This is a genomic window from Enterobacter asburiae (assembly GCF_008080435.1).
Taxonomy (GTDB): domain Bacteria; phylum Pseudomonadota; class Gammaproteobacteria; order Enterobacterales; family Enterobacteriaceae; genus Enterobacter; species Enterobacter asburiae_C.
On sequence record NZ_VRKN01000001.1, the window covers coordinates 225,593 to 247,556 of the forward strand.

Below are 21,964 nucleotides of genomic sequence, written 5' to 3' on the forward strand. Positions count from 1 at the left end.
ATGGTCGAAACCTTACTGGAAGTTCGCAACCTGAGTAAGACCTTTCGCTACCGCACGGGGCTGTTTCATCGTCAGACTGTCGACGCGGTGAAACCGCTGAGCTTTACGCTGCGTGAAAAACAGACCCTGGCGATCATCGGTGAGAACGGTTCCGGGAAATCCACCCTGGCGAAAATGCTCGCCGGTATGGTTGAACCGACTGCAGGCGAAGTGCTGATTGACGATCATCCTCTGACGTTCGGCGATTACTCTTTCCGCAGCCAGCGCATCCGCATGATCTTCCAGGATCCGTCTACCTCGCTTAATCCACGCCAGCGCATTTCGCAGATCCTCGATTTTCCGCTGCGTCTGAACACCGACCTGGAGCCAGAGGCGCGTCGTAAGCGCGTATTTGAAACCCTGCGTATGGTTGGGCTGTTACCGGATCACGAAAGCTACTACCCGCATATGCTGGCCCCCGGCCAGAAACAGCGTCTGGGTCTGGCGCGTGCACTGATTTTGCGGCCAAAAGTGATCATTGCAGATGAAGCGCTGGCCTCGCTGGATATGTCGATGCGCTCGCAGCTGATTAACCTGATGCTGGAATTGCAGGAAAAACAGGGGATCTCGTATATCTACGTCACCCAACATCTGGGAATGATGAAGCACATCAGCGATCAGGTGATGGTCATGCATCAGGGAGAAGTTGTCGAGCGCGGCAGCACGGCGGATGTAATGGCCTCCCCGCTTCATGAGCTGACAAAACGACTGATAGCCGGTCATTTCGGTGAAGCATTAACCGCCGATGCATGGCGCAAAGACCGTTAAACAAACGTTGCACTGTTCAATAAGGATTAAATAGCTTTTACACGCTGTTTAATCCTTTAACTTTTTCATCTCCACTCCTGCTCCATATTCTAAGCAAAATAAATCAACAGTTCTTCTCCAGAATATTCGGACATTACGGAGGAGAAGAAATGAACACCACCACTTATGTTCTAAAATACACCGAGTATCTCATCAGAAAATGCCGTTCATTTGTAATGACAGACCTGCACTTTCATACTGTGAGGCTCAGGAAAACATCCGGGAAAACCCCTGACATTAAATCACCCACTACGTTGAGTGAAAAAATATGTCATCGTCTGGTTTATGACCATAATAACTTCTACACGATGCTTGCCGATAAACTCGCCGTTCGGGCATACGTTTCCTCCAGAACAACGCGCGTAAAAACAGTGCCATTAATTGGCGTTTATACCAGGACGTCACAGATTGATTTTTCAGTACTCCCTGACAAATTCGTCCTTAAGTGCAACCATGACAGTGGTAGCACAATAATATGTACAAACAAAGCGCAATTTAATGACAGGGAAGCGTGTAAAAAACTGAGTCTCGCGTTAAAGAAAAATTTGTACTACACCACGCGTGAATGGCAGTACAAAAATATTACACCGAGTATACTTTGCGAGCCGTTTGTCGATCTCTTCGATGATGCTGACAGGAACACAACGCCCGAAATGCTGAGGATCCATTGCTTTCATGGCGCTGCCCACTATGTTGAAGCGGATTTTACGGATGATAACGGCAAAGGTTTTATCAACGTTTATGATAGGTACTGGAACTTACAACCCTTCCAGATGGAATATCCGAATACTTCAGCAGATCCAGGCGAACCGGTCTTGTTCCGCCAGGCATTGTTGGCCTCCCAGGAGCTGGCGGAAGGAATTGACTACTGTCGCGTTGACCTTATGCTAAAAAAAGATGAAATCTATTTCAGTGAAATAACCTTAAGCCCGAGACGCGGTAAACTGACGATTACCCCGCAGGAATGGGATGCCAGGTTAGGAAAAATATGGCATTTATCGCCGGCAGGCGCATTTGACCTGCCGCTGAAACTCACGAGTCGGGCCAGGTGAGTTTAAATATCGAGTGGTTTTGCGTCGATAAGGTATAGGTAACATCGCCACCATGAGCCAGCATGATGGCTTTTACCACCGACAAGCCCAAACCACAGCCTTCCGGGTTCAAATATCTGGCGCCATTATCGCGCTGAAAGGGCTGAAATAAGAAATCATGAAACTCCCTGGGGATGCCCGGTCCCCCGTCCTGAATAAGGATATAATTGCCTTTATCAGAAACGCCATTTTTCACGATGAGTTTGCGCGAGGTTGAATAGTGTAAGGCATTGTCAAATAAAACGGTCAGACACTGATTGATGCGTAGCGGATCGAATACGCATTGCTGGTCCCTCAGGTCTGTATTGACGGTAAATGCCTTACGGTTGAACTCGGGCATGAATGTATCGAGTGCATCCTGTATCGTCCCTTTTAGATCCGTTCTGGACTGGTATAACGTGTATCCTGCCCCGCCATCCGAACTAATAACCCGGAGATCTTCAATCAGACGGGTTAACCCTTCCGTCTGTTTGAGAAGATTATTAAACAGCACCGGGCCCGGGGTAAAAACACCGTCAACTAACCCCTGAAGCCGTCCGCGTAAGATCGTGACCGGGGTTCTCAGCTCATGCGCAATAGCGGCATTCCAGGATTTCCTCTGAATATCCAGCGTTTGTAATTTTTCTGCCATTTCATTGAAATCCGTGACCAGATGATTGATCTCACCAAGCCGGGAACTGGCGCAGAATGCCCGGGCGTCCAGATCGCCCTGAGAAATCTTTTTCAGGCTGGACGCTACCGCATTTAGCGGGGTAAGGATTCGCGATGAAAGTTTGACCGTAAAAAAGAGTGCAATAATCAGACTGATAGCTGTCGCGGTCCCAATCCATACCCAGTCCCACATTGTCATCTGCTCATCATCGCCCGCAGCAGCACCGCCCGGGAGGTGATCCAGAATAAAGGAGTAAAAAAACCAGGAGCCCAGTATGGCGATAGCAATTATCGTAAACGTCAGCAACAGCATAGACGTTAAGATCTGACGACTCAGGACAGACTCTTTATTCATTTCTTTTCCCCAAGCCGGTAACCCATGCCTCTGATGCTCTCGGGAACACCGTAAAGGCCGGCAAGCTCCAGTTTTTTACGCAACTTGCTCATATGGCTGTCGACCGTTCTGTCGAGCGTATCACCTTCCGGCAGACACGCGTTGAGTAACTCTTCGCGGGAACAGACCTTTCGCGGATATCTCACCAGCCAGGTAAGTAATTTAAATTCGGTCGTGGTTAATACCGGGGAGATAACCTCTTCGCCCACGGTGACTTCCACATAGAAGTCATCCGGATAGACCGTAATAAATGGCGTTCTGAGCGGCAGGGAACCCGCCTGCTGAAGCGCGGTTTTTGTCCTGCGCAGCACCGCCTCAACCCGTGCGACAACTTCAGAAGGGTTGAAGGGTTTGATCACGTAATCATCCGCGCCCAGTCTCAGCCCCATGAGTTTATCGACATCCTGATCGAGAGCGGAAACCATAATAACGGGGACAGAACTTTCCTGACGAAGCGTAGTAAGTACACTCCAGCCGTCACATACGGGCAGGTGAATGTCCAGCAATATGAGATCCGGTTTATGGAGGCGATTAAGCGTTATTGCCTGCTCCCCCTGCCTGGCTCTGAGCGTTTTCATTCCCGAACGCTCTAAGTAGCTCATCAGTATATCGGCGATTTCGTCTTCATCTTCAACAATAAGGATCAGCGTATTTTTGTGCATTTTATCTCCGTGGGTGAAATCCCTTTGAGCACGCTATCAGATATCTTTAGCACAATAAGACACAGCCTCCGCGAAAAAGTGCCGTGGTCACGAAAATTTCCCGGGTAATTTAAATGCCCGGTTATTACTCCACACAGCCTACACATTCAGTCAATAAAGACTCGACAATGTCCGTTCAAAATCGCTATTGAGGCATAACCTTTTGTGCATTGGGCGTTGCAAATTACCACTGTTTCTTAAAGATTTTATGAAGTTGGTTGAAATAATGAACATGGAACTTTCTAAATATTTCTCACCTAAAAAACTGGGCATATATTCCCTGTTTCTGCTGCTGTCATGGGGATTACTTTATATCTGGCTGGTACTGGTGCACAGAATGGATGAAAAAGTCGCCTCGACGCTGCTCTCTTCACCCATCATCTATGGATGTATCGCATTATCGGTGGTCTCTCTGATGACCCAAAATAAAGCTGGCGCGTTGACTGAGCTGCTTGTCATCGCCTTCTGGCTAATAGTGATTTTTGTTTATCTCATTATTACGTTCACCGTGCTGTTAAACGCGATGCCCGATATCGAGGACCTGATCTTTTACTACGAGTGTTATTTGATCATTTTTTTTGGCGGAGCACCGCTGTACCTCATTATGAGAATGATTTGAGTCGTTGCTCCACACCACCTCCATAAACCGCTCATTTCCGCTAAACAGGCTCGCGGTAGACTCTCGATCTCATTTTTTTGCACAAAAATAACTCACTGAAAAGTCTGACACGACTTACCCATAATGATAAACCGTAATAATAATCTTCGTTCTTCTGAACCTGCCGGTGTGATGCACTCGCTTAAAAAACTCGCGATACGGCACCGAAAAAAACTGGCTGTCACCTTCTTCCTGGTGGTGGCCGAAAACGTGACTTTTTTACTTTATCCCGTTCTGGCAGGCATCGCGATAAATGCCATCCTCGCAGGTGAGACGCTTAACGCCGCGCTGTATGGCCTGATGGTACTTTGTATGTGGTTCATCGGCGCGGCCAGACGGAGCATCGACACGCGCACGTTTGCACGCATTTATGCCGGACTCGCGGTATCCGTCGTCCTGGCACAGCGCAAATATCAGCTAAACCATTCGGCAATCGCCGCCAGAGTCACGCTCTCGCGCGAATATGTGGATTTCTTTGAAATGCACCTTCCCCTGCTGATTACATCGCTGAGCTCACTTTTTGGTGCCGCCATCATGTTGCTGTTTATTGAATTTTGGGCCGGCGTCATGTGCTTTGCGATTGTATTTATCCTGCTCGGATTTGTCTCCGGATATGCCCGTAAAAATGAATGGCTATTCATGCACCTGAATAATCGGCTGGAAAAAGAAGTGGATTATGTTCATAAGGCTGGCACGGCGACCCTTCACCGACATTACGCCACGCTGGCGCGTTTACGTATCGCACTATCTGACCGCGAGGCGTGGGGCTATTTGTGGGTTGGCGTACTTGTTGCCGCACTTTTTACACTGACCATCGTCTGGATGACGCGCTCAACCAGCATCACCGCCGGGCATATTTATTCCGTGATGACCTACATGTGGATGTTCGCGACGAGCCTCGATGACGCACCGCAGCTTCTTGAGAAATTTTCGCAGCTCAGGGATATCGGTAAACGCGTATCCACTGATGATGAAATTCACGTAACTGGACGTTAATTTAATGCCTCATTTTTTTATTGAACGTCCCGTTTTCGCTTGGGTTGTGGCGCTTTTTATCGTTCTGGCGGGACTCCTGTCTATTCCCCGTTTACCGGTTGCGCAGTATCCGGCGGTGGCACCGCCGGGAATCATTATTTCCGTCAGTTACCCGGGGGCCAGCCCCGACATCATGAATACGTCGGTGGTGTCGTTAATCGAGCGCGAAATCTCTGGCGTAGATAATTTGCTCTACTTTGAATCATCCAGTGACACAACCGGTTCGGCATCGATTACCGTCACGTTTAAACCGGGCACGGACATCAAGCTGGCGCAGATGGACCTGCAGAATCAGATTAAGATCGTCGAGCCTCGTCTGCCTCAGGCGGTAAGACAAAACGGCATTAACGTCGAGGCCGCTAATTCTGGCTTTTTAATGATGGTGGGGCTGAAGTCCACGACAGGTCAATTTGAGGAAGCCGATTTAAGCGACTATTTTGCCAGAAACGTCAGCGACGAGCTTCGTCGCGTGCCCGGCGTAGGGAAAGTTCAGCTGTTTGGCGGCGAAAAAGCGCTGCGCATCTGGCTGGATCCCATGAAGCTCCATAGCTATGGGCTTTCGGTAAGTGATGTTCTTACCGCCGTTGGTCAGCAAAATGCCCTGGTTTCGCCCGGTAAAACGGGAGATGAGCCAGCATCTGAAGGACAAGGGGTAACGTATCCCATCACCGTAAAGGGACAACTCTCCTCGGTAGAGGCGTTCAGGAATATCACCCTGAAATCTGACGCATCCGGCGCCCGCCTGAAACTGTCCGACATTGCACGGATTGAATCTGGCCTGCAAAGCTACGCCTTTGGTATCCGCGAAAACGGGGTTCCTGCGACGGCGGCGGCAATTCAGCTCTCGCCAGGTGCCAACGCAATGAGTACGGCTTCAGGCGTGCGTGCGCGCATCGACGAGCTTTCTCGGGTGTTACCCGACGGAATGTCGTTTACGGTTCCCTTCGATACCGCGCCGTTTGTGAAACTTTCTATCGTGAAGGTTGTTCAGACATTTGTGGAAGCGATGGTCCTCGTCTTCCTGGTTATGCTGCTGTTTCTGCACAAGATTCGCTGTACGCTTATCCCGGCGATTGTTGCTCCCGTCGCACTTCTTGGCACCTTCACGGTGATGCTGTTGAGCGGATACTCCATCAATATTCTGACGATGTTCGGCATGGTGCTGGCGATAGGGATTATCGTTGATGATGCCATTGTGGTCGTAGAAAACGTTGAACGACTGATGGAGGAAAAAAGCCTGTCCCCGTGTGACGCCACGCGGCAAGCCATGCAGGAAATCACCCCGGCGATTATAGGGATCACGCTGGTGCTAACCGCGGTCTTTATCCCCATGGGGTTTGCTGAAGGATCCGTCGGGATTATCTACCGACAATTTTGTATTTCCATGGCGGTCTCCATACTGCTGTCCGCGTTTCTTGCCCTGACGCTGACGCCCGCCCTGTGCGCAACGTTACTCAAGCAGCACAAGGCAGGAAAGAGCGGAAGTGGACGGTTCGCGGCCAGGTTTAACGCGCGCTTCCGTTCGCTCACCGTCTGTTACGAAGCCGGGCTGGGTGCCGTTCTGAAGCGAACCGGACGTATGCTGCTCCTGTACGTTGCGCTTTGCGCTGCGCTGTTTTTGGGATTGTCTTCGTTACCGTCGTCCTTTCTGCCGGAGGAAGATCAGGGCTACTTTATGTCCTCAATCCAGCTGCCTTCTGATGCCACGATGCAGCGCACCCTCAACGTGGTTAAAAAGTTTGAAGAGGAAATTGCGGCCCGGCCGGATATTGAAAGCAACATTATGATCCTGGGGTTTGGTTTTTCAGGTTCAGGGCCGAATTCGGCTATGGCCTTCACCACGCTGAAGGACTGGAAAAACCGGCAGGGCTCGACGGCCCAGAACGAAGCCGACCATATACAGGCCAGCATGGCGAACGTCTCTGATGCCGTCACGATGAGCCTTCTCCCGCCGGCCATTTCGGATATGGGCACCTCCTCGGGGTTCACCTGGTACGTGCAGGACAGAGCGGGGCTGGGCTACGAGGCGTTAAAGCGCGCTGCCGACGCGCTGGTCCTGCACGCTAATCAGCGCCCTGAACTGAGTGACGTGTATATAGACGGTCTGCCGGAAGGAACAAGCCTCGCGCTCCAGGTGGACAGAGAAAAGGCGGAAGCGATGGGCGTCTCATTTGATGAAATCAACCAGACGCTCTCCGTCACCCTGGGCTCAAATTACGTCAATGACTATACGAATAGCGGCCGCGTTCAGCAGGTGATAATTCAGGCCGATGCGCCCTACCGAATGCAGCCTGAGCAGATACTGATGTTATCAGTGAAAAACCGGATGGGTCAGATGGTACCGGTATCGACGTTTGCCACGCTTTCCTGGAACGTTGCGCCGCAGCAGTTGACGCGTTACCAGGGATATTCGGCTATTCGCATTACCGGAAGTGCGGCCTCGGGAGAATCCAGCGGCACCGCAATGAAGGTTATGGAGAGTTTGTCCAGAGATTTACCTCAGGGCATGGCGGGCGAGTGGGCCGGGAGTTCATTGCAGGAGCGAAAATCGGAGTCTCAGCTTCCGGGCCTTATCGTCCTGTCGATACTGGTCGTATTTATGGTTCTCGCCGCGCTGTATGAGAGCTGGTCTATTCCTTTTGCGGTCATGCTGGTGGTTCCGCTGGGCCTTATCGGCGCGGTGATCGCGGTGTCTGTTGCGGGCATGACGAATGACGTTTTCTTCAAGGTCGGCCTGATCACGCTTATCGGCCTGTCGGCCAAGAACGCCATTTTGATTGTTGAATTTGCCAGGCAGCTCCATCGCGAAGGGCAACCTCTGCTGGCGGCAACCGTTCATGCCGCCAGCCAGCGCCTGCGCCCCATTCTGATGACCTCGTTAGCCTTCACCTTAGGGGTTGTTCCCTTGATGCTGGCCAGTGGTGCAAGCGACAGTACGCAGCATGCCATCGGTACCGGCGTATTTGGCGGCATGATTAGCGGTACGCTTCTCGCGATCTTCTTCGTACCGGTTTTATTTATCGTCATTGTGCGTTTCATCGACAACATCAGGAAAGCGTGAATACCCTTGTGGGATCACGCTTCCTCTCTGGTTGGATGAGGCGAAGCTGTTGTCGGGTGATATACTGGACGAATGCTGAAATTTTGAGCCCCCGCGAGTCCGCGGCGCATTCTTCGGGGCAGGCGTCTTCGGAGAAGAGCGAGAAATATCGTGACACAAGGGGCTGTGAGTGGGCTATAATTTCGAGCTAATTTCGAATGATTTTGAAATACTGCCTGTAACGCTATGAATTACAAGGCAAAATTAGCAATGAATATAAGGATTAAAGCTATGGGTTTTCTTTCCGGTAAGCGCATTCTGGTGACTGGCGTTGCCAGCAAACTGTCCATCGCATACGGCATCGCACAGGCAATGCATCGCGAAGGCGCTGAGCTGGCGTTCACCTACCAGAACGACAAGCTGAAAGGCCGTGTTGAAGAGTTTGCCGCGCAGTTGGGTTCCAGCATTGTTCTGGAATGTGACGTTGCACAAGACGAAAGCATCGACGGTATGTTTGCTGAACTGGCAAAAGCATGGCCGAAATTCGACGGTTTCGTTCACTCCATTGGCTTCGCTCCTGGCGACCAGCTGGACGGCGACTACGTGAACGCGGTTACCCGTGATGGCTTCAAAATCGCTCACGACATCAGCTCCTACAGCTTCGTTGCGATGGCGAAATCCTGCCGCGCAATGCTGAACCCGGGCGCAGCCCTGCTGACCCTGTCCTACCTGGGCGCTGAACGTGCTATCCCTAACTACAACGTTATGGGTCTGGCTAAAGCGTCTCTGGAAGCGAACGTACGCTACATGGCGAATGCAATGGGTCCTGAAGGCGTGCGCGTTAACGCCATCTCTGCAGGTCCTATCCGCACCCTGGCAGCTTCCGGTATTAAAGATTTCCGTAAAATGCTGGCACACTGCGAAGCGGTTACCCCGATTCGTCGTACTGTTACCATTGAAGATGTGGGTAACTCTGCAGCATTCCTGTGCTCTGACCTTTCCGCAGGTATCTCCGGCGAAGTGGTTCACGTTGACGGCGGCTTCAACATCGCTGCAATGAACGAGCTGGAAATTAAATAAGCTGTGGCTCTCTTCCCGCACGGGAAGAGAGTTTCCTCCCGCACCACCCCTTCGTTATTCCGTTCTGCTATTTGTTATCACCTAACAATATTTTTCCCTTTATCTGCCTTACGCCAGGATATTGATCGCCATTTTGAGATCAAGGAACGCACATGGAACAACGCCGTTTTTCCGGCAAAGGCCACTGGTATCACGAAACCCAGTCAAACCACGCGCAGACAGATGTTCTGCCTCTGGTGCCCGAAGCCGCTAACGTCGACGATCGTTTTTTGCTCGATTTAGCCTTACCTGATGAGATTGTCGCTGCCTGTTCTGGCTGGCTTACCCCTGCCAGAGCCTTATGCCACCAGCTGTTTCCGCTCTCGATTGCCGTGAACCGTCTGCATACGCTCAGCGCCTACGATCGACTCAGTACCGCGCTAACGGTCGCACAAGCCTGTGGCGTTCAGCGGCTCTGTAACCATTACGCCGCCCTCCTCGCCCCGCTTCCCGGCCCGGACTCCTCGCGCGAAAGTAACCGACGTCTGGCGCAAATTACGCAGTATGCCCGCCAGCTCGCCAGCTCTCCTGATGTCATTGATGATAAAGCGCAGAACCAGCTTGATGAGGTTGGTCTGTCAACGTATGACATTGTGGTGATTAACCAGATTATCGGGTTTATCGGTTTTCAGGCGCGCGTAGTCGCGATTTTTCAGGCCCTGTTGGGATACCCTGTTCGCTGGTTGCCAGGCCATCATATTCAGCCGCATACACTGCCCATACGCCACGCCGCGTGGGTGCCGCTTTTGCCTGTCGTCGAGCTGCGCTATGCGAGTGCGCATCAGCTTGAGTCGCTGTCTCGCTGGCAAGCAGAACCCGCGCTGGAGGCGCTGACGCCGGTCCTTTGCCATGAGCCGTCGCTGCTCGACCTGACCGGAGAGATCCTGTTAAACAGCCGCGCAGAGATCCCGCTGACGTCCCCCGCACTTTCGGCGGCGGTCGAACTGCTGACACGCTCTCCGGACCGCTTCAGCGCCGCGCAGTTTACCCCTCTCACGGATCAAGGACTCCCAGGCGAACATGCCATCACGCTGCTTACCCAGAGTGCGATTGATGGCTGGCTCAATCGTCTGAAAGTCGCGTTTGGTAAAGAGGAATAACCATACTAATTACCCAAAGACCGCTTGCTGAGACAGTGAGAATCGCGTAAAACTGTCAGCCGCTCAATGGCTACGAAAATAGAACATTATGTTTCAGGACAACCCGCTGCTAGCGCAGCTTAAACAGCAACTGCATTCCCAGACGCCGCGTGCAGAAGGGGTCGTAAAAGCCACGGAAAAGGGCTTTGGCTTCCTTGAAGTTGACGCGCAGAAAAGCTACTTCATTCCGCCACCGCAGATGAAGAAAGTGATGCATGGCGATCGCGTCATGGCCGTCATTCATACCGAGAAGGACCGAGAGTCTGCCGAGCCGGAAGAACTGATCGAACCGTTCCTGACCCGTTTTGTGGGTAAGGTGCAGAGAAAAGACGATCGTCTTTCTATCGTGCCGGATCATCCCCTGCTGAAAGATGCCATTCCCTGCCGCGCCGCCCGTGGTGTTGAGCATGATTTTAAAGAAGGTGACTGGGCCGTAGCAGAAATGCGCCGTCATCCTCTGAAAGGCGATCGCGGTTTTTATGCGGAATTGACCCAGTTCATCACCTTTGGCGCCGACCATTTTGTGCCATGGTGGGTCACGCTGGCACGCCACAATCTTGAAAAAGAAGCACCGAACGGCGTAGCGACTGAGATGCAGGACGAAGGTCTGACGCGTCGCGATCTCACCGCGCTGGAATTTGTCACCATCGACAGCGCCAGCACCGAAGATATGGATGACGCGCTCTTCGCTGAAGAGAGCGCCGATGGCAAACTGCATCTGACCGTCGCCATTGCCGATCCAACCGCCTGGATTGCCGAAGGCAGCAAGCTGGATGACGCGGCGAAAATCCGTGCCTTCACCAATTATCTGCCGGGCTTTAACATTCCGATGCTGCCGCGCGAATTGTCAGACGATCTCTGCTCGCTGCGTCCAAATGAAGTACGCCCGGTTCTTGCCTGCCGCATGACTATCGCCGCAGATGGCGCGATTGAAGACGATATCGAGTTCTTTGCCGCCACCATCGAGTCGAAAGCCAAGCTGGCCTACGATAACGTGTCCGACTGGCTTGAAAATGCCGGGAGCTGGAAACCTGAATCCGACGCCATTGCCGCGCAAATCCGTCTGCTGAATCGCATCTGCCTGAACCGCGGCGAGTGGCGTAAAACCCATGCGCTGGTGTTCAAAGATCGCCCGGATTATCGCTTTGTTCTGGGCGAGAAAGGCGAAGTGCTGGACATCGTGGCCGAACCGCGACGCATTGCGAACCGTATCGTTGAAGAGGCGATGATCTCCGCCAACATCTGTGCCGCACGCGTGCTGCGCGACAAACTGGGCTTTGGCATTTACAACGTCCATACCGGGTTTGATCCGGCGAATACCGAAGCGCTGGCGGCCCTGCTGAAGAATCACGATGTGCACGTTGATCCGGAAGAAGTACTGACGCTGCCGGGCTTCTGCAAGCTTCGCCGCGAACTGGACGCACAGCCATCGGGTTTCCTGGACAGCCGCATTCGTCGCTTCCAGTCCTTCGCTGAAATCAGTACCGAGCCGGGCCCGCACTTTGGTCTTGGCCTCGACGCTTACGCCACCTGGACATCGCCGATCCGTAAGTATGGCGATATGGTTAACCACCGTCTGCTGAAAGCGATTATCAAAGGTGAAACCATTGCCCGTCCTCAGGAGGACACCACGCTGCAGATGGCCGATCGTCGCCGTCTGAACCGCATGGCGGAACGTGACGTTGGAGACTGGCTGTACGCACGCTTCCTGCAGGATAAAGCCGGTACGGAGACCCGTTTCGCCGCAGAGATCATCGATATCAGCCGCGGGGGGATGCGCGTCCGCCTGGTCGATAACGGTGCTGTCGCGTTTATTCCTGCGCCGTTCCTGCATGCGGTTCGTGACGAAATGGTCTGTAGTCAGGAAAACGGTACCGTGCAAATTAAAGGTGAAACAGTTTACAAAGTCACCGACGTGATTGATGTCACTATCGCCGAAGTTCGCATGGAAACCCGCAGTATTATCGCGCGTCCTGTCGCCTGATAACCGGTTCAATTGTCGGTCGTTTCCTTTGCGGAAAGGCCGACAATTTTTCTTTTTATCCCCGCCACAAAATCATTATTTTTCCTTACTATTTTCAGTATCCCTTCGCCCAAAACCGCCATAATTATCTACAGTAAAAGAGTGTTGTTATATTCGGTTACGTGAATTTTTATACGCTCAGTATCCTTTTTAACCTGACTCGTTTTATTATAAGAAAACAGGGAGAAAACATGATGGACGATCTGGAGCAGAATTTGCTGTTTCGCTACATGGGGACTCACAGCCCGTGGTGGCGCTTGTCAGCTGACAGCAACGCTCTGCACCTTTCTGCCAGCGAAAATGCCGATGTCACTCAGGTCGTGGCGCTGGATGATGAACAGGCCGATCTCATCCGTCATTTAACCGTTATTACCTCCAGCATTTCAATGTCGCTCTCCTTGTACGGGGAAGATGTTCCGGTTCATCTTGTGGGCCGTAAAATTACCCGTAACGAGTGGGCCGGAACCGCTTCCGCCTGGAACGATACCCCCTCCGTAGCACGCGATCTGGCTCAGGGACTCTCTTTCGCGGAGCAGGTTGTCTCAGAGGCCAACTCCGTCATTGTTATTCTCGATCAGCACGGCAATATTCAGCGTTTTAATCGGCTTAGCGAAGAGTACACCGGCCTGAAAGAACAAGAAGTAATTGGCCAGAACGTATTTAAGCTGTTTATGAGCCGTAGCGAAGCGGCAGCTTCAAAGCGCAATATTACCGGTTTTTTTCGCAACGGCAGCTCGTACGAAGTCGAACGCTGGATCAAAACGCGTAAAGGGCAGCGGCTGTTTCTGTTCAGAAACAAATTCGTTCACAGCGGCAGCGGCAAAAATGAAATTTTCCTTATCTGTTCCGGTACCGATATTACCGAGGAGCACCGCGCTCAGGAGCGACTGCGCGTGCTGGCCAATACCGATACCATCACCGGCTTGCCAAACCGTAATGCGATCCACGACCTGATTTCTGACGCCATCGACACCCGCGGCGACACGCAGGTCGGCGTGGTGTATCTCGATCTGGATAATTTTAAAAAGGTCAACGACGCTTACGGTCATATGTTTGGCGATCAGCTGTTACAGGCTGTCGCCCTTGCCATTTTGAGCTGTCTGGATGAGGAACAGGTGCTGGCGCGACTTGGCGGTGATGAGTTTATCGTCATGGCCACCAATACCTCTCAGGGCTCTCTGGAGGCGATGGCATCGCGTATTTTAACCCGTCTGCGCCAGCCGTTCCGAATCGGCCTGATTGAGATTTATACCGGCTGCTCCCTGGGTATCGCCCTCGCCCCGCAGCATGGGAACGACCGGGAAAGCGTCATTCGTAACGCCGATACCGCCATGTACACCGCCAAAGAGAACGGCCGGGGCAAGTTCTGCGTCTTCTCCCCCGAGATGAACCAGCGCGTGTTTGAGTATCTCTGGCTGGATACTAACCTGCGTAAGGCCCTGGATAACGATCAGCTTCTGATCCACTATCAGCCGAAAATAACCTGGCGCGGGGAAGTCAGAAGCCTTGAAGCGCTGGTCCGCTGGCAATCACCAGAACGCGGCTTGATCCCGCCTCTGGAGTTTATCTCTTATGCCGAGGAGTCGGGGTTGATTGTGCCGCTGGGCCGCTGGGTGATGCTTGATGTGGTTCGCCAGGTGGCGAAATGGCGCGATAAGGGAATAAACCTGCGCGTGGCGGTGAACGTCTCTGCACGCCAGCTGGCCGACCAGACTATCTTCAGTGACTTAAAGCAGGCGCTGAAGGATCTGAATTTTGAATACTGCCCTGTCGACGTTGAATTAACCGAAAGCTGTCTTATCGAGAATGAAGAGCTGGCGCTGTCCGTGATCCAGCAGTTCAGCCGACTCGGAGCGCAAATTCATCTGGACGATTTTGGCACCGGCTACTCTTCCCTTTCTCAGCTGGCCCGCTTCCCTATCGACGCCATTAAGCTCGATCAATCTTTTGTCAGGGATATTCATAAGCAGTCCATCTCCCAGTCTCTGGTGCGCGCTATCGTCGCGGTGGCGCAGGCGTTAAATCTGCAGGTGATTGCCGAAGGCGTGGAAAATGCAAAAGAAGACGCCTTTCTGACCAAGAACGGCGTCAACGAACGGCAGGGTTTTCTGTTTGCTAAGCCGATGCCCGCTGCCGCATTCGAGCGATGGCTAAAACGATATCAAGCGCGAAATCAACGCTAACTGGCTTTACGCAAGCCCGCCGCGTGATGGCGGTTTTGCAGCGTGACCAGACGCTCCATGTAGGCGATATCTTTCGGCTCCAGGCTGAAAGCAGCATCAACCCAGTCTTCCGTGATGTCCATCAGTTCACTGCGAGGCAATTGCAGAACGCGCGTCCGGGCGCGCAGCATTGCCCTTACGCCATTCAGTTTTGGCCGCAGCGTATCGATGAAGGTTCGGGTGGAGACATAGCTTTGTCCTGGTACAAACAGGACATCCACCAGCCCGTGCTGTTCGTACCATTCAGCCGTATGGGATTCCCCTTTGTAAATGAGTTCCTCCGCCAGCTTCATGCCTGAACGACGTGCAACCAGGGAATATCCTCCCATACCCGGAAACAGGTTGAAGGCAATCTCCGGAAAACCTAAACGGGCATCGCGCTGAGCCAGTACGAAATGGTGAGCCAGAGCGGCCTCAAACCCGCCCCCTAACGCACTGCCTTCGACCATTGCCAGAGAGATGGCCCCCGTATCAAACCCCCGTGAGGCCGCATGGACACAATCAACGCAGGCGCGAGCGTACGCCCGTAACGCTTCCCGACGTCCGTTCTGAATGCACTCGACGAAGAACTGTAAATCACCGCCCACATTGTACATCTCGGGTACCAGCGATCCGGTTACCCAAAAATCAACCGCAAAGCCAGACTGGCGAACCAGCCATGAAAAGTTCATGATTTCCTCAATTAACGCATGGTTAAAGCAAGGACGTGGTTGAGCCCGCAGCATCATCCAGACTGTGTGACGCTCCGCCTCATAATACCCTGACAGCTGCGTGAACCGTTCAGTATCGGTAAACAGTGTGCAGCCAGGCTGATTGATAACTGTCATAGTCTAATTCCTCTTATAAAAAAGCGCCTTGCGCGCAGTTTTAGACTAATCCACTCAATAAGCCTGCTATATGAGGGGGAATAAATTTATCACTTACGTTTATGTAATTTAGTTATTGCATTTTTTCCCTTCTCTTTTGAACCTAATTTCTGCATCATTGAAAATATTAACTTTTCGCGCCTGGGGTGAGATGATGTCTACTATTGACGCACAAGCTGTAGCACAACGAATTGATACCGTGCTGGATATCCTGGTGGCAGGCGATTATCACTCTGCTATCCGTAATCTCGAGATCCTGAAGTCTGAACTTCTTGCTCAGAATAGCGCTGACAGTGCGCCTGAAAACAGACAGCCAAAAGCGCCGTGGGAAGTTTAACCCCACCGTCTCCGACCTCGTTTCGCTTTATTAAATGGATGCTATGAATTCCCGACAACAACTCATTTTGCAGATGGTCATCGATCAGGGACGCGTAAGCGTAGTCGATCTCGCTAAAACCACCGGCGTGTCTGAAGTCACAATCCGTCAGGATCTTAATCTGCTGGAAAAACAGAGCTACCTGCGTCGCGCACACGGATATGCTGTCCCGCTGGACAGTGATGACGTTGAGACGCGCATGATGAATAACTACGCGCTCAAACGTGAACTGGCGGAATTTGCCGCGTCCCTGGTAAACAACGGCGAGACCGTCTTTATTGAAAACGGCAGCAGCAATGCCCTCCTGGCGCGCACGCTTGCCGATCAAAAGGACGTTACTATCATCACCGTCAGTAGCTATATCGCGCATTTGCTTAAAGAGACGCGCTGCGAGGTGATTCTGCTGGGCGGTATTTACCAGAAAAAAAGCGAAAGCATGGTAGGCCCGCTGACCCGTCAGTATGTCCAGCAGGTTCATTTCAGCAAGGCCTTTATCGGCATTGACGGCTGGCAACCGGAGACAGGTTTTACCGGCCGGGATATGATGCGCTCTGACGTTGTGAATGCTGTACTGGAAAAAGAGTGTGAAGCGATTGTGCTCACCGACAGCTCTAAATTTGGCGCCGTTCACCCTTATACGATGGGCCCCGTTTCACGCTTTAGCCGCGTGATTACCGACGAACGGTTGAGCGACGCGCACCGTAATAAACTGGAAGATGACGGGCTGATCGTCAATATTATTAAAACGACCGCCTGAGCCCCTCCGCGCCCGAATTTCGGGCGCATATACCCGTCTTTCTCTGAGATGATTCCTGGTACTTCTTTAAGAGTTTTTACCTGTTTAAGCTGCATTAAAGTCGTAAAATTAATGTTAGCGATATAACAGGAAGTGACTATCACCTGCGTGATTACGTAACGCCTGCGCGACCAGCTTTCACGGAGAACAGAATTAAGTATTCGATTCGTCTATACTTAACGTGTACATCTTTCCGTGAATCGATAATTCAGGAGAAAGTATTATGACCTTAACCAGCAAAAAATTAGCCGCCGCTGTTCTGGCAATCACTGTAGCAATGTCCCTGAGCGCGTGCTCTAACTGGTCTAAACGTGACCGTAACACCGCTATTGGTGCCGGTGCCGGTGCTCTCGGTGGTGCAGTATTAACGGATGGTAGTACGCTGGGTACATTAGGTGGCGCTGCTGTCGGTGGTATTATCGGTCACCAGGTTGGCAAATAATTATTATCTAAGCCTTCCCCGGTATTGCGATATTTGAACGCATTTCAGGTCTGACATACGCACGTATATAACACGAGCCACGGCATTTGCCGTGGCTCATTTATTTTAGCCGCCCGCCAGTTTGACTTTCATCCCTTTGGCTTCCAGCAGAGATTTTATTAAATCGCGCTTATCCCCCTGGATTTCAATAATGCCGTCTTTCACGGCACCGCCGCAGCCACATTTCTTTTTCAACTCGGCCGCCAGCTTTGTCAGTTCAGCATCATCCAGTTCAATGCCGGAGATAAGGCAAACCCCTTTCCCTTTTCGTCCACTGGTCTGGCGCTGGATCCGAACGATGCCGTCCCCCTTAGGACGTTCCACTTTCGCTTTCGGTTCGTCTATACGCCCGCTATCGGTTGAATAGACCAGACGGCTGTTGGAATCGGTCATTACGCCCCCTTTTTCAGCGATGCGTTGATAGCCTTAAGCGTCTCAGCCGGATTGGCAGACTGCGTCACCGGACGCCCGATGACCATGTAGTCAACGCCAGCAGCCAGCGCCTGCTCAGGCGTCATAATGCGGCGCTGATCGCCCACGTCGCTGCCAGCAGGACGGATCCCCGGCGTGACCAGTTTAAAATCCTGGCCCAGCGCTGATTTGAAACGTACCGCTTCCTGCGCGGAGCAGACGACGCCATCCAGGCCGCAATGTTGCGTCAGACGCGCGAGACGTTCAGCATGATCGGCGGGTGACAACGTCACGCCCAGATCGCGTAAATCGTTTTCGTCCATACTGGTCAGCACGGTGACCGCAATCAGCAACGGTGCATCTTTACCGAACGGCAGGAGTGCCTCACGGGCAGCCGTCATCATTCTTGCCCCACCCGATGCATGGACGTTGACCATCCATACGCCCAGCTCTGCGGCTGCGGCAACGGCGTGCGCCGTGGTATTCGGGATATCATGGAATTTGAGGTCGAGGAAAACGTCAAAGCCGCGCTGCTGCAGATCGCGAACGATTTGCGGTCCAAACAGCGTGAACATCTCTTTGCCAACTTTCAGACGGCAGTCGCGAGGGTCGATGCCGTCGACAAACGCCAGTGCAGCGTCACGCTTATTGTAATCAAGCGCAACGACAACAGGAGAATCCGTAATTACGCGGGAAGTGGAGGATGTAACAGACGTCATGACCAGCCCTTTTCGTCTATGGGCGCGCAGCGGCGCGGAACAGATAAACGGCCAGCATTCTACCTGCCGCCGCCGCAAATTGACAGGATCCATTTACGCGCCTGCCAGGCCGGCAAATCGCACGGCGTGCAGGACACGGTAAAAATCATCAGTATGTTGTAACTAAATTGGGGTGTTTTAAAAAATTACTGCCCGTCCAGGCCACGAATTGGCTTGATGGTGGACCAGGCGCGGCAGGAAGGACAGTGCCAGTAGAGCGTATATGCGGTAAAACCACACTTCTGGCAACGATAGCGCGGCTTGCTGCGCACCTGCTCGCCAACCATGTCGCGCAGCACCATCAGGCTCTCTTTGGCGCGCCCTTCTTCAGCATCGTTCAGGTGGTAATCCATTAGCTTATGGAATACCCGCATGGTCGGATGACGCTGCAGCTGACGCGTAATATACACCTGCGCGGTGTCGCTTCCCTCATACTGCTCAACAACGTCAGAGAGCATCAGTTCAGCGGTGGCGCCGGTATTTTCTTCCACGCAACGACGCAGGAATGCTACCCACTCTTCCTGCTTGTCGAGCTGTTGATAGCAGGTTTGCAGCATTTCCAGCGTTTCACTGACCAGCTCTTTGTCCTGGTCGATAACCCGCAGCAGGCTTTCAACGGCTTTGGCGTAATCGCCATTCGCCATGAAGACGCGCCCCATCATGATGGAGATTCGCGCGCTGTTGCGGTCCGCGGCGGCGCCTTTCTTCAACAGCGCCATGGCTTTATCCATGTCATCGTTGCCCATCTGTTGAAGAGCAAGCTCACAGTAGAAATGGGCTATCTCAACGCGCTGCTTATCTTTACCCAGCTTCACCAGACGCTCAGCGGTATCAATGGCTTTCTGCCAGTCGCTGGTGGCCTGATAAATCTGCAGGAGTTGCTGCAGCGCGCCGATGCGGAAATCTGTTTCGTCCACCAGCTGCGCGAACATATCTTCAGCGCGATCGTACAAGCCCGCAGCCATGTAATCCCGCCCCAGCTGTTGCACCGCAAGGAGACGTTGATCATAGGTTAGCGAGGCGCTTTCCATCAGGGTCTGGTGGATACGAATGGCGCGATCGACCTCGCCGCGCGAGCGGAACAGGTTACCCAGGGTGAGATGCGCTTCAACCGTCCCCGTATCCTCTTTCAGCATATCGAGGAACAGGTCTACCGCTTTGTCCTGCTGATTGCTCAGGAGGAAGTTCACCCCCGCAACGTAGTCGCGGGAGAGCCGGTTGGCCTCATCCTGTTTTGTTTGTTGCGCACTTCTGCGGCCCATATACCAGCCATAGGCTGCGGCTACAGGCAAAAGCAGAAACAACAACTCCAGCATAGTCGATTATTCCTTCACGACCGGCACACCAGAGCTTTCCGGGATGTCAGACGCAGGGGCAATGTTATTTTCGAGTCGCTTAATTTTACGTTCAGCGCGCGCAAGAGAAACACGGACTTTCAGCCAGAACAGACCGCAAACCAGCCAGCCAATGGCAAAGCCGGCAGCAAATAAGACCGCCAGCAGGCTCGAGACGCGATACTCACCCTGAGCCAGCAGATAGTTAAACGTCACCTGCTGATCGTTTTGTGCACCCAACGTGACTGAAATGACAAAAATCGCCAATACCAGTAAGAAAATGAGTAAATATTTCACATTACTTCCCGTTATGTGGTTCAAGCGAATAAAGTGTGTTCAACTCACCGCAATCAGCCTTATAAACTACCATTTTAGCGACGGGCGCGAAACGGAAAAAGTGACGCGCCAGTCATGGATCTATGGGCAAAATACGGAATATCAACCGTCAGGCGTCCGTTTGGTCCCTTTCGGCTATTTCTTCTTTCTCTTCTGGCGGTGGCGTTAGCGGGCCGCAGAATCGTTCAGTGAGCCAGGTCGCCAGCATGACCAGCAGCCATGAGATGAGCGTGGCGACGACCAGATCCCGCGGCCAGTGCATCCCCAGCAATAAGCGGCTGCCCATAACCCCCGTCGCCCAGACCAGTAAAATCACGAGCGTGACCGTTCGACGCCTTGGCCAAAGCAGCCCAACGCCCAGCAACGCCCAACTGGCCGCAAACATGGTGTGACCGGAAGGAAACGCGAACCCCGTCTCTTTCTGCCAGTGTTTACGCAAGAATTTCGGGATATCCTGCTGTTCCGCAAGCTGTTCTTTCACCAGTGCGCCGCGATCTTTACGCTTTAAATTGTAGAACTCATCCACCGGAACATGATGCGTTTTTTCCAGCCAGACGACAAATGGACGCGGCTCCTGAACGCGATCTTTAACCCAGGACTTCACGCCCTGACCGACAAGGATAGCGCCACCGAGGATCGCAAAGAGCATCAGCGCCGCGCGCAAACGAAAGCGCAGGCACCACAGAAACCAGGCGCAGAGGAGTACATGGGTAATAATTCCCCACGGCTGGGTGACCGTTTCCGTTATCCAGTATAACGTTTTCAGCCACATGGCGTTCTGCCCGGGCTGCCACATCCAGCCGGAAAGCCATACGGCCAGGGGCATTATCAGTAAAATGGCCGCACCTGCTGCCGTACGTCTGGCGATTGAAAGCATGTCTTCTCCTTTTTCGCTAAGCGTCACAATCATAACTGAAATTAATCCGCCGGGTGGAGATGTCGGATCGTGCGTTTAACGTTCATATAGCATGGTGCCCATTAGGCGAACCTGCTGAGCTTGTGGCAAAATGAACTGATACAGAAAGCAAAACAGGGCAAAGGCACGAAACGTGTCAGCCTACTCTGGAGAATCACATGCAGCTTAAACGTGTGGCAGAAGCCAAACTGCCAACCCCATGGGGCGATTTCCTGATGGTGGGTTTTGAAGAACTGGCAACCGGACAGGATCATGTCGCGTTGGTGTATGGCGACATTTCAGGGCAGACGCCGGTGCTGTCCCGCGTCCATTCAGAGTGTCTTACCGGCGACGCGCTGTTCAGTCTGCGCTGTGATTGTGGTTTCCAGCTGGAAGCCGCCCTGTCTCATATTGCAGAAGAAGGTCGCGGGGTGCTGCTTTATCACCGTCAGGAAGGTCGTAATATTGGTCTGCTGAATAAAATCCGCGCTTACGCGCTTCAGGACCAGGGCTACGATACGGTTGAAGCAAATCATCAGCTCGGCTTTGCCGCTGACGAACGTGATTTCACCTTATGCGCCGATATGTTCAAGCTGCTGGGCGTGGACGAAGTTCGCCTGCTGACCAATAACCCGAAAAAAGTGGAGATCCTGAGCGAAGCGGGGATCAACATCGTCGAGCGTGTACCACTGATTGTCGGTCGTAACCCGAAAAACGCCCACTACCTTGATACCAAAGCCGCCAAAATGGGCCATCTGCTGAAAGAGTGATGCAAAAAAGCCCGGCACGGGT

21 protein-coding genes are annotated in these 21,964 nt (G+C 52.6%); 13 read left to right on the forward strand and 8 right to left on the reverse strand.

The genetic code is table 11. The features are described 5' to 3' along the window. Nucleotides 1-807 carry a putrescine export ABC transporter ATP-binding protein SapF gene (gene sapF, locus FU672_RS01050; protein ID WP_023312051.1) on the forward strand — a complete coding sequence of 269 codons (807 nt, stop codon included), beginning with the start codon at nucleotides 1-3 and terminating at the stop codon, nucleotides 805-807. A gap of 149 nt (nucleotides 808-956) precedes the next feature. Continuing rightward, complete coding sequence (locus tag FU672_RS01055; RefSeq protein WP_148241826.1) at nucleotides 957-1,898, forward strand: ATP-grasp fold amidoligase family protein; 942 nt, start codon at nucleotides 957-959, stop codon at nucleotides 1,896-1,898. On the opposite strand, the gene FU672_RS01060 is transcribed toward FU672_RS01055, so the two are convergent. Both FU672_RS01060 and FU672_RS01065 read right to left on the reverse strand, forming a co-directional pair. Beyond that, nucleotides 1,879-2,943: an ATP-binding protein gene (locus tag FU672_RS01060; RefSeq protein ID WP_148241827.1), complete on the reverse strand. Its 1,065-nt coding sequence runs from the start codon at nucleotides 2,941-2,943 to the stop codon at nucleotides 1,879-1,881. The two genes, FU672_RS01055 and FU672_RS01060, sit on opposite strands and share 20 nt — an antisense overlap. Beyond that, nucleotides 2,940-3,644: a response regulator gene (locus tag FU672_RS01065; RefSeq protein ID WP_148241828.1), complete on the reverse strand. Its 705-nt coding sequence runs from the start codon at nucleotides 3,642-3,644 to the stop codon at nucleotides 2,940-2,942. Before FU672_RS01065 ends, FU672_RS01060 begins: the two co-directional genes overlap by 4 nt. 247 nt (nucleotides 3,645-3,891) lie before the next feature. On the opposite strand from FU672_RS01065, the gene crrC reads away from it, so the two are divergent. The 7 genes from crrC to pdeR all read left to right on the forward strand — a co-directional run bounded on the left by crrC (nucleotide 3,892) and on the right by pdeR (nucleotide 14,880). Then, nucleotides 3,892-4,302: a colistin resistant protein CrrC gene (gene crrC / locus FU672_RS01070; protein WP_148241829.1), complete on the forward strand. Its 411-nt coding sequence runs from the start codon at nucleotides 3,892-3,894 to the stop codon at nucleotides 4,300-4,302. Between the two features lie 123 nt (nucleotides 4,303-4,425). Next, the gene (locus tag FU672_RS01075; protein WP_148241830.1) at nucleotides 4,426-5,337 is read left to right on the forward strand and encodes an ABC transporter six-transmembrane domain-containing protein; all 912 of its coding nucleotides are present in this window, start codon (nucleotides 4,426-4,428) and stop codon (nucleotides 5,335-5,337) included. A gap of 4 nt (nucleotides 5,338-5,341) precedes the next feature. Next, nucleotides 5,342-8,437 carry a multidrug efflux RND transporter permease subunit gene (locus FU672_RS01080; protein WP_148241831.1) on the forward strand — a complete coding sequence of 1,032 codons (3,096 nt, stop codon included), beginning with the start codon at nucleotides 5,342-5,344 and terminating at the stop codon, nucleotides 8,435-8,437. Nucleotides 8,438-8,707: 270 nt separating this feature from the next. Further along, on the forward strand, nucleotides 8,708-9,496 hold the full coding sequence (gene fabI, locus FU672_RS01085; protein WP_003856831.1) for an enoyl-ACP reductase FabI: 789 nt from the start codon (nucleotides 8,708-8,710) through the stop codon (nucleotides 9,494-9,496). A 152-nt stretch (nucleotides 9,497-9,648) separates the two neighbouring features. Next, complete coding sequence (locus FU672_RS01090) at nucleotides 9,649-10,635, forward strand: CMD domain-containing protein (RefSeq protein ID WP_148241832.1); 987 nt, start codon at nucleotides 9,649-9,651, stop codon at nucleotides 10,633-10,635. A gap of 88 nt (nucleotides 10,636-10,723) precedes the next feature. Next, the gene (locus FU672_RS01095; protein ID WP_148241833.1) at nucleotides 10,724-12,658 is read left to right on the forward strand and encodes an exoribonuclease II; all 1,935 of its coding nucleotides are present in this window, start codon (nucleotides 10,724-10,726) and stop codon (nucleotides 12,656-12,658) included. A gap of 230 nt (nucleotides 12,659-12,888) precedes the next feature. Then, nucleotides 12,889-14,880, forward strand: coding sequence for a cyclic di-GMP phosphodiesterase (gene pdeR, locus FU672_RS01100; protein WP_148241834.1), 1,992 nt, complete (start codon nucleotides 12,889-12,891; stop codon nucleotides 14,878-14,880). Here pdeR and FU672_RS01105 read toward each other — a convergent pair. Then, nucleotides 14,877-15,746: a crotonase/enoyl-CoA hydratase family protein gene (locus FU672_RS01105; protein WP_148241835.1), complete on the reverse strand. Its 870-nt coding sequence runs from the start codon at nucleotides 15,744-15,746 to the stop codon at nucleotides 14,877-14,879. The genes pdeR and FU672_RS01105 overlap by 4 nt on opposite strands. 193 nt (nucleotides 15,747-15,939) lie before the next feature. Here FU672_RS01105 and FU672_RS01110 point away from each other — a divergent pair, with 193 nt between their 5' ends. The 3 genes from FU672_RS01110 to osmB all read left to right on the forward strand — a co-directional run bounded on the left by FU672_RS01110 (nucleotide 15,940) and on the right by osmB (nucleotide 17,399). Beyond that, entirely contained in the window at nucleotides 15,940-16,122 is a 183-nt protein-coding gene (locus FU672_RS01110; RefSeq protein WP_148242120.1) for a YciZ family protein, read from the forward strand. 43 nt (nucleotides 16,123-16,165) lie between these two features. Continuing rightward, nucleotides 16,166-16,918 carry a DNA-binding transcriptional regulator YciT gene (gene yciT, locus FU672_RS01115; RefSeq protein WP_023312063.1) on the forward strand — a complete coding sequence of 251 codons (753 nt, stop codon included), beginning with the start codon at nucleotides 16,166-16,168 and terminating at the stop codon, nucleotides 16,916-16,918. 262 nt (nucleotides 16,919-17,180) lie between these two features. Beyond that, entirely contained in the window at nucleotides 17,181-17,399 is a 219-nt protein-coding gene (gene osmB / locus FU672_RS01120; RefSeq protein ID WP_008501216.1) for an osmotically-inducible lipoprotein OsmB, read from the forward strand. Nucleotides 17,400-17,504: 105 nt separating this feature from the next. Here the strand turns inward: osmB and yciH are convergent, their stop codons facing one another. The 5 genes from yciH to pgpB all read right to left on the reverse strand — a co-directional run bounded on the left by yciH (nucleotide 17,505) and on the right by pgpB (nucleotide 21,154). Continuing rightward, nucleotides 17,505-17,831 (reverse strand): stress response translation initiation inhibitor YciH, encoded by a 327-nt coding sequence (gene yciH / locus FU672_RS01125; protein ID WP_148241836.1) that lies wholly within the window; start codon nucleotides 17,829-17,831, stop codon nucleotides 17,505-17,507. Then, complete coding sequence (gene pyrF / locus FU672_RS01130) at nucleotides 17,831-18,568, reverse strand: orotidine-5'-phosphate decarboxylase (RefSeq protein ID WP_148241837.1); 738 nt, start codon at nucleotides 18,566-18,568, stop codon at nucleotides 17,831-17,833. The genes yciH and pyrF overlap by 1 nt, the downstream gene beginning before the upstream one ends. A gap of 185 nt (nucleotides 18,569-18,753) precedes the next feature. Beyond that, complete coding sequence (gene lapB / locus FU672_RS01135; RefSeq protein WP_023335944.1) at nucleotides 18,754-19,923, reverse strand: lipopolysaccharide assembly protein LapB; 1,170 nt, start codon at nucleotides 19,921-19,923, stop codon at nucleotides 18,754-18,756. A 6-nt stretch (nucleotides 19,924-19,929) separates the two neighbouring features. Then, nucleotides 19,930-20,238 (reverse strand): LapA family protein, encoded by a 309-nt coding sequence (locus FU672_RS01140; protein WP_023312067.1) that lies wholly within the window; start codon nucleotides 20,236-20,238, stop codon nucleotides 19,930-19,932. Between the two features lie 148 nt (nucleotides 20,239-20,386). After that, nucleotides 20,387-21,154, reverse strand: coding sequence for a phosphatidylglycerophosphatase B (gene pgpB, locus FU672_RS01145; protein ID WP_148241838.1), 768 nt, complete (start codon nucleotides 21,152-21,154; stop codon nucleotides 20,387-20,389). Nucleotides 21,155-21,351: 197 nt separating this feature from the next. Between pgpB and ribA the strand changes: the two genes are divergently transcribed. Further along, nucleotides 21,352-21,942 carry a GTP cyclohydrolase II gene (gene ribA, locus FU672_RS01150; protein ID WP_047344622.1) on the forward strand — a complete coding sequence of 197 codons (591 nt, stop codon included), beginning with the start codon at nucleotides 21,352-21,354 and terminating at the stop codon, nucleotides 21,940-21,942. Nucleotides 21,943-21,964: the final 22 nt, after the last annotated feature.

Excerpts from the sequence above, each read along its gene's own strand:
- FU672_RS01105 (WP_148241835.1), bottom strand. The coding sequence starts at position 15,746 with ATGACAGTTATCAATCAGCCTGGCTGCACACTGTTTACCGATACTGAA.
- FU672_RS01065 (WP_148241828.1), bottom strand. The coding sequence starts at position 3,644 with ATGCACAAAAATACGCTGATCCTTATTGTTGAAGATGAAGACGAAATC.
- pgpB (WP_148241838.1), bottom strand. The coding sequence starts at position 21,154 with ATGCTTTCAATCGCCAGACGTACGGCAGCAGGTGCGGCCATTTTACTG.
- FU672_RS01110 (WP_148242120.1), top strand. The coding sequence starts at position 15,940 with ATGTCTACTATTGACGCACAAGCTGTAGCACAACGAATTGATACCGTG.
- yciH (WP_148241836.1), bottom strand. The coding sequence starts at position 17,831 with ATGACCGATTCCAACAGCCGTCTGGTCTATTCAACCGATAGCGGGCGT.
- pyrF (WP_148241837.1), bottom strand. The coding sequence starts at position 18,568 with ATGACGTCTGTTACATCCTCCACTTCCCGCGTAATTACGGATTCTCCT.
- osmB (WP_008501216.1), top strand. The coding sequence starts at position 17,181 with ATGACCTTAACCAGCAAAAAATTAGCCGCCGCTGTTCTGGCAATCACT.
- crrC (WP_148241829.1), top strand. The coding sequence starts at position 3,892 with ATGAAGTTGGTTGAAATAATGAACATGGAACTTTCTAAATATTTCTCA.
- yciT (WP_023312063.1), top strand. The coding sequence starts at position 16,166 with ATGAATTCCCGACAACAACTCATTTTGCAGATGGTCATCGATCAGGGA.
- lapB (WP_023335944.1), bottom strand. The coding sequence starts at position 19,923 with ATGCTGGAGTTGTTGTTTCTGCTTTTGCCTGTAGCCGCAGCCTATGGC.
- FU672_RS01095 (WP_148241833.1), top strand. The coding sequence starts at position 10,724 with ATGTTTCAGGACAACCCGCTGCTAGCGCAGCTTAAACAGCAACTGCAT.
- fabI (WP_003856831.1), top strand. The coding sequence starts at position 8,708 with ATGGGTTTTCTTTCCGGTAAGCGCATTCTGGTGACTGGCGTTGCCAGC.
- pdeR (WP_148241834.1), top strand. The coding sequence starts at position 12,889 with ATGATGGACGATCTGGAGCAGAATTTGCTGTTTCGCTACATGGGGACT.
- FU672_RS01075 (WP_148241830.1), top strand. The coding sequence starts at position 4,426 with ATGATAAACCGTAATAATAATCTTCGTTCTTCTGAACCTGCCGGTGTG.
- FU672_RS01090 (WP_148241832.1), top strand. The coding sequence starts at position 9,649 with ATGGAACAACGCCGTTTTTCCGGCAAAGGCCACTGGTATCACGAAACC.
- sapF (WP_023312051.1), top strand. The coding sequence starts at position 1 with ATGGTCGAAACCTTACTGGAAGTTCGCAACCTGAGTAAGACCTTTCGC.
- FU672_RS01055 (WP_148241826.1), top strand. The coding sequence starts at position 957 with ATGAACACCACCACTTATGTTCTAAAATACACCGAGTATCTCATCAGA.
- FU672_RS01080 (WP_148241831.1), top strand. The coding sequence starts at position 5,342 with ATGCCTCATTTTTTTATTGAACGTCCCGTTTTCGCTTGGGTTGTGGCG.
- FU672_RS01060 (WP_148241827.1), bottom strand. The coding sequence starts at position 2,943 with ATGAATAAAGAGTCTGTCCTGAGTCGTCAGATCTTAACGTCTATGCTG.
- ribA (WP_047344622.1), top strand. The coding sequence starts at position 21,352 with ATGCAGCTTAAACGTGTGGCAGAAGCCAAACTGCCAACCCCATGGGGC.